Below are 11090 nucleotides of genomic sequence, written 5' to 3' on the forward strand. Positions count from 1 at the left end.
GTTTATGCACAATAGTTACTATTAGTTATTTTTATCATTTAAATGTGGTTTATTTGATTAAATATGATATTTATTCGGTTTTATTTTGAATAGATAGCAATATTATCAATTTGTATTCAAATTTGTTCTTGAAAGCTGAGTAAGTTTTATACCTTCTTCCTCTCTACTCTAATACCCCAGTTAACAGATAATATGCGGTAATTTACTGCTATTTGCTTATCGGGCTTTTCTACTCTAGAAATATTCAAATTAACTGACCGTTTACAGCTTTGTTTTGTCTTACGTTACTTGGAAATAGATAAGCGTTGCGCTTTGTTGCTTTCATTGAACTTGACGTTGTAACAAGTATTCTGAACCTTGTAACTTGAAGGCACTTATTATCTGAAATTAGGTTATATACCCAAGCAACCTCAAGATGCAGTGTTCAGCGAGACGACCTTAGTTCTCAGGCGCGGCGACGATTCGAAGATATAGTGGTTCTACATTGAGAATCGTTAACAAAGTCTGAGAGCTAAGGACGCTCGCCCTTTGGGAGCGTGTCACTGAGCCGACTTCTTGCGTCAGACAACTTGGAAAGAGCTCGCTATTCCGCTTCGTTGTCTTCCTTGAATTCAACTCAGTGACTTCGCTCTGAATCAGGCATCTTGAAGTCGCTTGGGTATAAAACAAATCAGTTTTAATGGTTGATAGCAGATAGCTTTTATCGTTACTCTTTGATGGGTAATACATAATCATAATATAAGCAGGCATTGCCAAAGGAAGTATGTGTGAAAAACAATAATGTAGAGATTACATTCGTCTCTGCTCAACATATCAGTAAGTCCTACCAAGAGAGTACCGCTTTGACTGATGTTTCGTTTGAACTGAAGTCAGGCCAAGTATTGGGACTGCTGGGACATAATGGGGCAGGTAAATCAACATTGATCAAAGCCATGCTTGGGATGCATTCATATCAAGGTGAATTAAATATTTTTGGCCTTGTACCACAAAAAGATCGAGCAAAAATTGTTGAGCGACTTGGTTATATTTCAGATGTTGCTGTCTTACCTGAATGGATGACAGTGAAACAGGTGATGAAATATGTCCAAGGTGTTCATCCTCGTTATGATCAAAATAAGATGGATCGCTATCTTGCACAAACGAATATTCAGCTGAAATCAAAAATTGCAGCGCTTTCTAAAGGCATGAAAGTTCAGCTTCATCTTGCTTTAGTCATGGCGACTGACGTTAATGTATTAATTTTAGATGAGCCAACATTGGGGCTCGATCTTATGTATCGTGAGACATTCTATCGTTATTTAATGGAATGGTTTCATGATGGAGAGCGTTCGCTAATTATTGCCAGCCATGAAGTAGATGAAATTGCTCATATGCTGACAGATGTATTGGTACTTAAGCAGGGGTGTACTGTATTACAAGGTCGTCTGGATGATCTGTCTCAGCGTTATAATGTGCTATCTGTTGATGATCAACAACTCGACCAAGCAATGCGTTTGAAGCCCATCAGCTGTAAGCAAGGGTTAGGTCAACATCGTTTGCTATTTGAAAATATCTCTGAAGCTGAATTGAGTATGTTAGGAACCGTCACGAAGCCAAGTCTTGCCGATATCTTTATTGCAAAGCAACAACAGGAGGTTTTATGAGCCCGATAAAAACGCTACTTGGCAAGGAATTGCTAGAGCATAAAATCGTTACTCGTTTACCTTTGTTTTTGGCTGTTTTCGCGATAATCAATATCAGCTTGATCATCAGTAATACTGGTAATTTTTCCTTTAATCTTCAAACCTCAGGTTTAGAAAGCTGGACTCCGACACTAGCAGGCAGCGAAACATTCGCAGGTGTTATTGGATTAATAAACTTTCTTATCGCTGGACTAGTGACACTGATCAGCTTTTTTACTTACACAGCAAGAACGTTAGCGAAAGAAAGAAAAGAGGGCAGCCTTGCTTTTTGGCATTCAATGCCTGTAACAGATAACCAAGCGATTGCGATCAAACTGGTGTTTGCTTTGATTGTGATCCCACTGTTCTCATCGTTTTTATTGTTGTTTTCAGATCTTACAGTATGGATTGTAGGGCAATGGTTTGTTCCACAGAGCCTTTTGACGGAGTATTCTGTTAATGGAATGGCGATTTTACTGCATTATGGTGAGTTTATTTCTACCATGGCTGCAATGAGTTTAGCGCTATTACCAATAGCTTGTTTGATCTTCTTTATATCACAATTTAATGATCATCCATTAATTACGATTTTTGTGATTATTATTTTAATTAAAATAATGGGAACTTTTGTATTTGACTCAACAGTAATTGGAGATTGGATAAGTCAAGTCAATAATCTGTCAATTAATATCTTGTTGAGTAAAACACCTTGGATGACATTACTTAATATTGGCGTTCCTACTTTAATCGGACTATTTATTATAACTGTAGGATTTTTCGTATTAACTGTGCGATATCGTTCAGGTAAGTCTGATTAATAGGAAATATAAAAAAGGAGAGTATTAACTCTCCTTTTTATATTGTTCACCCAAGCTAAACCAATGTTGTTTTTTTATCTATGCACTATATACATGAAGTGGATTAGCTATGTTAACAATAAGATTATGCTGCTGATACAGACTCAATGTATTTCACTTCGTTCTTATATTTACGAACGTTGCGAGATAAAGTGCCTTTTGGAAGTTCAAAACGCTTCTCTGCTTCGTAGCTTGATAAGCCATCAAAAACAACAGCTGCAACTGCAACACGTTGATTTTCTGATTTAAAAATACGTTGTGCAATGATTTGGTATTGAGAATTATTCATAACAACTTCTACTCTCTATTATTTAAATGTTTTATTGATGAGAGAATAAAGGGTCTCTCTCTATCATATTTACTTGTTATAAAAACAAGCAAACTAATGCTGTTAACAAGACAATAGCAATAGAAACCTTAACAGAAGATTAATAGAATAACCTTTAGCTATAAAAAATAGATATTGGTTCCTTATTTCCACAATATTATTAAGCTATTCAAATATAGATACGTATTTTAGTTTGCCTAATTTTAATTTGGCGATTTTATTTTGCAGAAATGAAAAGAGTGAGTATTACACTCACTCTTTGTCATTATTGATAATTAACCTATTAATCTTAAGCCATTTGGCAATGCGTCACCAAATACACGTTTGGTTTCATCTTCGGTTAATACCTTTATTTCAGAGACCATCTCGACCCAACTTTCGGGTGCTCGACTTGCTTTTAATTTATTAATCACTTCCTGACGTAATTCATCATTAATATCTAAATTACGATCACCTGTTTTACGGGTCATCATTACGGCTGCAAACGCGATGTAAGGCTCTTTTCGCCAATCATATTCCATTAACTCAGGTAAACAGTAAGAAACGTGTTCAGCTGATAACAGGTTGTGGGTAGAACCATAGAAAGGCGTACGTGTAGCAATACGACCAATTGCCCACCAATGTGCTTGCGCGTATTGTACTTTTTGTAAACGACCAAATAGCCACTCAATTAACTGTAGTTTTTTATCAAATGGCAAATGCTCGAGTGATGCCGCTAAACGCACCATGTCTTCGTAACTGCGCTCTTGAAGCTCTTTATTTAGCTTAGCGTTTCGGCTTGCCCCTGGGGTAATGTACTTAGCAATATCTTTATAGATAACTAATTGTTGCTCTTGGGTTAAGCCACCAGCAATACGACGCCAGAAAGTCCACCAGTCACACCATGTTTGGGTATTCGATTCAAACTGAATGCCTTGCTGGTACAGTGTCCATATTTCATTCATGCGAAAATCATCGGCAGGGTAGCCAAAGCCCGGACGCATAGTAAAGCCTGTGAGTTTTAACCAATTACGCTCGTGGAGATCTGAACGACGACGACGCTTTTTACTTTCTAGCAATGCATTTGCGAGTTCACGCAAACATGGGGTTTCCCAGTTATCACGCTTACCTAGCATTTTATCTAGATCGTTGCGTAAGGTTTTCGCAGCTTTACTATTGTCGCTGTTTTTGCTGCCACCGTAAACTTTCTTGATAGCATCAATGGCATCATTCATACGAGGTGGAAGTTCGCTTTCAGCAAGGGTACTGTCGTTATCACCACGGTTTATTTTGGCGAGATCTTTTCGGATCGCAAACTCGACTTTCCAGCGTTTTTTTGGATCAGCAATACTGACAGCTTCGATTTGAAGCGTACCAACTTCTGTTAGCTGACAAGCCAATGTTACTTCTTCACGATCTTTTTGGTTTGCCGCTAATTCACTGCGATCACGCTCACTATCAAGGGTGGCAATAAATGGTGGCAAGGTAACAAAACCATCACCAATAATTTCAACCAGTTCACCCGCTTCTGAGTATTTCTCATCAGTAGTCGAGACAAGATTAAAACGTACTGGCTCACCCAAGGTTAAAGCAAATTTACGGTGTGTTAAGTTAACTTCTGTGCTTTCTTCAATGCCTTTGGGTAGTAAACAAATGCCTTGTTTTACATCTTTGTTTTGACCAATCACAAGGAAGAAAGAGCGAGCTGAACCACCACCGATTTTCAGCTGTGCACCATGACGTGCTTTTGCATAAGCCACTGCACCAAAGGCAACAGCGAGATCTGGATGAAGGTTTTTAAGTTCAGTGATATGGTTATCTTCACGCCATGAAGACAGCAGATTTAATGTGCGTTTAGTTAATAGCGGGCTGTTAAATACACCACCATTTAGCAATACAGCAACAGGAATCGCAGGCTTTTCGTCATTGATTTCAATGCCATTTTCTTTAAATGCATCACGACAAACGTGATCGTGCAGATCAATAAATTGCGCAATGTGCTTACTGATCGCAGGATCGGCTGCATACGGTAGACCAAATTCCACCATCGCTGCTTGGCGTTGGCTTGGTTGCTCACTGTAATCCGTCATAGGGAAGAAGCCATCCAAAGCGATGCTATGTACTTCTTCACGGTTTAACTCAATGCTTTTAGCTCCGCCAATTAAACGAGAACCACTGCCAAGCATAGTAACTTTGGCGGTATCAGGAGCGTTACCGGATAGTAAGCTTTCTTTCACTTTACGGGTTTGCTGAATAAGTTTTGATAATGCAGCTTGGCTAAGTCTTTTCGACTCACCGTTTAAACGCTGCTCAGCAACATGGGCTAATGATAAATCAAGGTTATCACCACCAAGCATGAGGTGATCACCAACACCGATACGATCGAGTGTTAGCTTATTATCTTTACTGCCAACCTTAATTAAACTCAAATCGGTTGTACCGCCACCGACATCGCACACCATTAAAAGTGGAATGTCTTTTAATAATTCATCAGCATTATCTTTATTTTGTGCGTACCAGTCGTAACAAACCGCTTGTGGCTCTTCGAGGAGCAAGACTTTCTTTAATCCTGCGAGTTCTGCCGCTTGTAATGTGAGTGCGCGAGCCGCTTCATCAAATGATGCAGGCACTGTGATCACCACTTCTTGATCGGCAAGCTTGGCATCTTTGTGGTGGTAATCCCACGATTGGCGTACGTGGTTTAAGTAACTTGCGCTAGCGATAACAGGGGAGACTTTCTTTACATCTGATTTCGAGGCAGTTGAAGACCAAGGCAAAATAGCTTCATTACGATCAACATGGGGATGAGAAAGCCAGCTTTTCGCACTAACGACTTGGCGACCTTCAACTTTAGCACCTAATTCACGGGCTAATTCACCAATGATCACCGTATCAATTTCACCTTCAACAGGCTCAGCATTCCAAGGTAATACTAATTGAGTTGGATCCATTTCCCCTTGTGCAGGGTGATAACGGAAAGAAGGTAATAGCGGTTTACGTGCCACTTCGCCAGGTGCAATCAACTGATCAATGTTGAAAATGTGCATAGGGCTATTTTCAAGATCGTTTGTAATTTCAGCGTAAGCGACGACAGTGTGTGTTGTCCCTAAGTCGATACCGACTAAATAGCGAGGGGAGGATGAAGGCATGACGACTCCACTAAGTAAAGAAACATGAATACGTGGGAATAAGTGAAAGCCCTACGGGAAGGTAGATTATTTTGCGTTGTTTTAACTGATAAACCCACGGTGTGATTGATAGATAAACGGCGCATCAAAAGATGCGCCGTTAGTTCGATATTAGCTTTCGCGAACGTCGAATTCTACTTGCCATTTCTGACCGTTATCAGTCGAAATCGCTTCTAGGCAAAGTGTGCCTAATTCAGTAACACGTGAAGCTAGCTTAACAGGAACCACTTCACCAATCGTGCGACCTTCCGAAACAGGAAGCGTTACTTGAATTGATGGTAGCTCTTCCATCTCTTCTGGTTGCCACCAATCAAGGTGAGTACCTGCAACATCATCACGACGTACTGTTGAGCCAAAGAACTTAAATTGCACTGGCTGACCGATGATCAAACCGAACTCTTGGCTAGGAACGTCAGCGTGAGAGCCTTCTTCCATACCGAACGGTGCAACACACAGTGCTTCTAGTGGCGGCTCCATACCTGGAATGGCGGGCATCGCACTTTCGATACCCACGTAGTAGCTGCTTGCGATACCACCACGGATACGAACACCTTTACCTTGGCGAACAGAACCGTAGTAAGACGCACCACTTGCAACAGCTAGATCAAGATCTAAACCTTGCAGTAGTTTCGCAGGCTCTGAGCCACCTGTTGTTAACCAGCTATTGATGATGCCAAGTAGGCGATCAGAAAGCAGGTTAGATTTCAGTACACCACCGTTGAACAGAATAGCGGTAGGGCGGATAAAGCCTTCGTGCATTTGTTCAAATTGCTCAAACAGCTCTTCTACAGCTTGGCTTTGACGGCTTAAGAAGCTTGCTACGTGACGAGATACCGCTGCATCTTGTGCGTAAGGTAAGCCCATTTGCGTTAATGCACCACGAGCCGCTTGTACTGGGTGCTCTTCAACTGACGTTTGTGGGAAGAAACCTTCAACAAGGGTTTGTTGTACTTCTTCTTGAGTTAATTCAGTTTGAAGCGTACCACCAAGTAGTTTAGAACCACGGCTTGGAACTACGATTGGCATTGCTTTTAGCTCAGCATCGTTTAGTAATGCTTCTTTCGCATCACGACATGCGTGAGTAATGGCCAGTACCTGCCAAGGTTGTAGCTGTTTGCCTTCTTGCGCTAGCTTCATCTTCAAACGGTAAGCTAGAGCTAAGTCCATGTTATCACCACCCAATAGGATGTGATCACCAACAGCCACACGGTTTAGGGTTAGGTTACCGTCTTCTTCAGTCACAGCAACTAACGATAAATCCGTTGTACCACCACCGATATCAACCACTAGGATGATGTCGCCAACAGACACTTGGTCACGCCAGCTTTCATCGTTGTTTTTGATCCAGCTATATACTGCTGCTTGTGGCTCTTCAAGTAATGTTAGGTGCTTAAAGCCAACATTGCGTGCCGCTTCTGCAGTTAGATCACGAGCAGCAGGATCGAATGAAGCTGGTACTGTGATGGTGACATCTTGATCGAAGATTGGCGTTTCAGGATGTTGGAAGTTCCAAGCATCTGCCATGTGCTCAAGATATTTTTGTGTCGCTTCTAGTGGTGATACTTTTACCACTTCTTCTGGGCTATTTAATGGTAAGAATGCATCACGACGGTTTACGCCACCGTGACATAGCCAGCTTTTTGCACTAGAGATAAGACGAATAGGGGTTTTACTACCTAGAGAACGTGCCATTGCACCAACAATTGCGTTTGGCTTTGCATTCCAAGGAAGTGCAGTATCACCTTCAGCAAGTTCTGATTCATGTGCTTGGTACATGAATGAAGGAAGTTGGTTTTTCTCTTCCACGCTACCAGGATTAGTTAGCTGTGGAATTGGCATTACCGTAACATCAGCGTTTTCATCTTGTAGATCAACATAAGATAGCACGCAGTGTGTTGTACCTAAGTCGATACCAACGCTGTAACGGTGTTGTTGTGTGTCTTGCATTATAATTCTACCTCAGCGGCTGCGATGATATGTGCATCGTGGCCTTCTGCCAATTTAGGCAATTTAACTTCTGTTACTTTCCAACCACGGTGGATCAAAGTACCGTTAAATGGTGCTTCACCAACCACATTACCTGTTAGGCGTACTTCAGAAGCATTGAAGCCTTGTGGTAGGGTGATACGTGTTTCTTCTTCTTCAGTGCGTACTGGCGCAAAGCTGAAGTATTCGTTTAATACCTTTTGACCGCCTTCGTGAATAACACGAGCTGCCGCACCGATATCGGCATCAGCATAGCCTTTAAGATCTTCTTGCATGAAGTCGATAAAACGTGCTTCTTGTTGTAACAGAGAAAGCAGTTGAAGGGCAGCTTCAGGTGTAGATGTTTTCAGCTTAGGTTCAACTTCAACCTCAACAATCTTCTCTACAACTTTTTCAACTTCGACAATTTTCTCAACTGGTTTCTCGATAATCTTTTCAACGATCTTTTCGACCGGTTTTTCAACTTCGACGATTTTCTCTACTTCGATTTCCTTTTCGATAATCTTTTCAACTTCGACTGGTTTACCTTTTTTCGTTAGGTACATAACCAATAGAATTAGAACTAGAGCGCCTAACCATGCGTGACCCATGTCGATAGTAGTTGGCACAGCCGACAAATCAACGTGCATCTTAGAAAAATCAAAAGCCATATTTGTTTACTCTTAGCGGTTAAAGGTCGATTCGATTAAATATATAAGTGTGAATCAGCTTCAAATAATTAGTCGAATATTATCATAGACGTATTCAAAAGGTGCCAGTAACGGCGTGTTTTTTTGCTTAAATACGAGAACAAATGGTCTCTTAGCCTAATTTGCAAGCAAAATATTAAGTTAAATAGCAGTGTAGGCTATTCATTTGGCACAACCATGATCATCTTGCTCAGTGAAATAGGGGCAGTTAGTCGCGTTTACAAGCTAACTCTCTGTATTAAAAAGTGATGGCTAAAAATCCGTAGACGATGTCATTAATCTGAAAATTAGTGCTTGATAAGGGGAGTTCGGTGGTGGTTCAATACGGCAAAATTGGTATTTAGACATAACTCAACATTGGTTGTTATGTTAGGAAATAGGTCAAGATATGTCATCTGATTACTACGGCACAAGTGCTGCTTATGCGCGTAAAGAAGCGGGTTACCGTGAAAAAGCATTGAAAATTTACCCATGGGTATGTGGTCGTTGTTCTCGTGAGTTTGTTTATTCAAACCTACGTGAACTGACTGTTCATCACGTTGATCATGACCATACAAATAACCCTGAAGATGGCAGTAACTGGGAGCTTCTTTGTTTGTTCTGTCACGATCATGAGCATGAGAAATACACTGAAGCTGAAAATGGTCAAAGCAGTGTGATACGTGCCGGTGAAGATGATCACCAAGCTGCTACCTTTAATCCATTTGCTGATTTAAAAGCAATGATGGAAAAAGGAAAGAAATAACGCTTATTGTGTTATTAGTTAAAAAAGGGACGATAAGCGTCCCTTTTTTGTTATTTGGTGTGTTGATACCCATTATTTAGGGTTATTAAGTACCTAGAATTTGCAGTGGCAAACTGAGCAGCGTGTCGCCTGTGCCTGCAAAGTACCAAATAATCCCCATCAGTGAGGCAACTAAGCCCACGTACCAGACGAAAGAGAAGATCTGACCATAGCGATCAAGGGGTAATAAGTGGCTATGATGACGTTGTTTCCATTCAAAGATGATCTCAATACAGCCCATGATCAGTAAGAAACCAAATAAGGTTAAACCAAGAGAATAGCTTAATACCACGCCACCAATAGCAGCGCCGGCACATAGCACAATACCTAACTTACTGTTCATCGAAAAGCTAATGCTTTTAAGTACATGACCACCATCAAGAGGAAGAATTGGTAGTAAGTTAAACAGGTTTAATAGGGCGTTGAATACTGCAAGCCCAGCAAAGAACATTTCACCTGTGATCCAATATACCACCATACAGAACAGTGACATGATCAAACCAAATAGGGGGCCCATAATCGAGATCACCACATCTTGCCAACGGGTATTTATTTTCTCGTCACTGAGTGCCAAACCGCCCAAAAATGGAATTAAGTAAATGCCCTTGGTTTTCATACCAAAGTATTTCATTGCACGTACATGTCCATATTCATGGAACATTAAACAAGCGATCAGAGCGAGGGCAAATTGGAACGAGAACAACCATGAATAAGCAGCAAGACTGGCTGATGCTAATACTACTTTGATTAATTTGGCACTTTTTAAGGCTTTCATGCCCAAAGAGATCAAGCCAATTAAACTAAAACGTTTTTCTGCCAAAATCGGTGTATGTGGTACCTGACGTTCTATGTCTTTTTCGTTACGTTCACCTTGGGCAATGATTTGGTTATTTACTTGCGCTTGATAGCTGATCAAAAACGGTTGCCACGTTAGGTTACCAGAGAGCTGACACTCAATGATTTCCTCACCATTTTGTAATTCAAATTGATGATGGAAATCGTTGTCATCGGAAGCTGTGGCGTCTTTTTGTGACACAAGTGTGTTGTCCCAAAACAGTTGTTGCCAGCCTGCAAGTGAACCTTCTAAACGTAAAGGCTTACCTAAAAAATCTACTTCAAGAAGTTGCAAAGTTTTACCTGTATAGCTATGGGTGAATAAGCGAATTATACGAAAATAATCGCAATGAGATAGCGTGAATGTGTAACCAGTTATGGATAATCTAGCGCTGATTTTATTTGTTCAATATTGGTGTTAACCCATTGTTTATCAATAGCTCCCCACTGTTCAATGTGATAATGACCTGAGTGATTGCGTTCACCTTGGGTTTGTTTGAAAGAACAAATAATATCGAGCTCAGCAAGGTTTTTTATGGTGTCTTGCGCTGTACGTCGGGGCATACCCGAATGCTTGATAATAGCGGGTACGTTATCGATACCATTTTCAATTAAATATGCCATGTAAAGACGGCGATAAAAGCTGGATTTGGTTTTGCTGATGTCCATATCGTTCCCTATTTATATTGTTTATCTATAACTTTTTCATTAGAAATAATCAGAGTATTATTAAAATAGACTATTTTCGTTTGATAATGTAATGAATTGTAACTTAAATTAATAA

At 40.5% G+C, this 11090-nt stretch carries 9 protein-coding genes; 3 read left to right on the top strand and 6 right to left on the bottom strand.

The features are described 5' to 3' along the window. Nucleotides 1–767: 767 nt before the first annotated feature. Nucleotides 768–1643: an ABC transporter ATP-binding protein gene (locus tag E5A76_RS03590; RefSeq protein ID WP_161118120.1), complete on the top strand. Its 876-nt coding sequence runs from the start codon at nt 768–770 to the stop codon at nt 1641–1643. Further along, nucleotides 1640–2479, top strand: a complete 840-nt coding sequence (locus E5A76_RS03595; RefSeq protein WP_161118121.1) for an ABC transporter — start codon at nt 1640–1642, stop codon at nt 2477–2479. The genes E5A76_RS03590 and E5A76_RS03595 overlap by 4 nt, the downstream gene beginning before the upstream one ends. A 124-nt stretch (nt 2480–2603) precedes the next feature. Here E5A76_RS03595 and E5A76_RS03600 read toward each other — a convergent pair whose 3' ends face one another. The 4 genes from E5A76_RS03600 to E5A76_RS03615 form a co-directional block, all read right to left on the bottom strand. Next, nucleotides 2604–2807 (bottom strand): hypothetical protein, encoded by a 204-nt coding sequence (locus tag E5A76_RS03600; RefSeq protein ID WP_008986909.1) that lies wholly within the window; start codon nt 2805–2807, stop codon nt 2604–2606. A 314-nt stretch (nt 2808–3121) separates the two neighbouring features. Next, entirely contained in the window at nt 3122–5974 is a 2853-nt protein-coding gene (locus E5A76_RS03605) for an Hsp70 family protein (RefSeq protein ID WP_161118122.1), read from the bottom strand. A gap of 150 nt (nt 5975–6124) precedes the next feature. Then, nucleotides 6125–7960, bottom strand: a complete 1836-nt coding sequence (locus E5A76_RS03610) for an Hsp70 family protein (protein ID WP_161118123.1) — start codon at nt 7958–7960, stop codon at nt 6125–6127. Beyond that, a complete protein-coding gene (locus E5A76_RS03615) occupies nt 7960–8628 on the bottom strand; it encodes a DUF2760 domain-containing protein (protein WP_187695546.1) in 669 nt (222 codons plus the stop codon). The genes E5A76_RS03610 and E5A76_RS03615 overlap by 1 nt, the downstream gene beginning before the upstream one ends. 448 nt (nt 8629–9076) lie before the next feature. Between E5A76_RS03615 and E5A76_RS03620 the strand changes: the two genes are divergently transcribed. Next, nucleotides 9077–9433, top strand: coding sequence for a YajD family HNH nuclease (locus tag E5A76_RS03620; protein ID WP_008986913.1), 357 nt, complete (start codon nt 9077–9079; stop codon nt 9431–9433). A gap of 85 nt (nt 9434–9518) precedes the next feature. On the opposite strand, the gene E5A76_RS03625 is transcribed toward E5A76_RS03620, so the two are convergent. Beyond that, a complete protein-coding gene (locus tag E5A76_RS03625; protein WP_161118125.1) occupies nt 9519–10601 on the bottom strand; it encodes a site-2 protease family protein in 1083 nt (360 codons plus the stop codon). A gap of 80 nt (nt 10602–10681) precedes the next feature. Next, nucleotides 10682–10975, bottom strand: a complete 294-nt coding sequence (locus tag E5A76_RS03630) for a winged helix-turn-helix domain-containing protein (RefSeq protein WP_161118126.1) — start codon at nt 10973–10975, stop codon at nt 10682–10684. Nucleotides 10976–11090: the final 115 nt, after the last annotated feature.

Origin of the sequence: Photobacterium lucens (assembly GCF_009873615.1) — a bacterium.
Classification (GTDB): Bacteria; Pseudomonadota; Gammaproteobacteria; order Enterobacterales; family Vibrionaceae; genus Photobacterium; species Photobacterium lucens.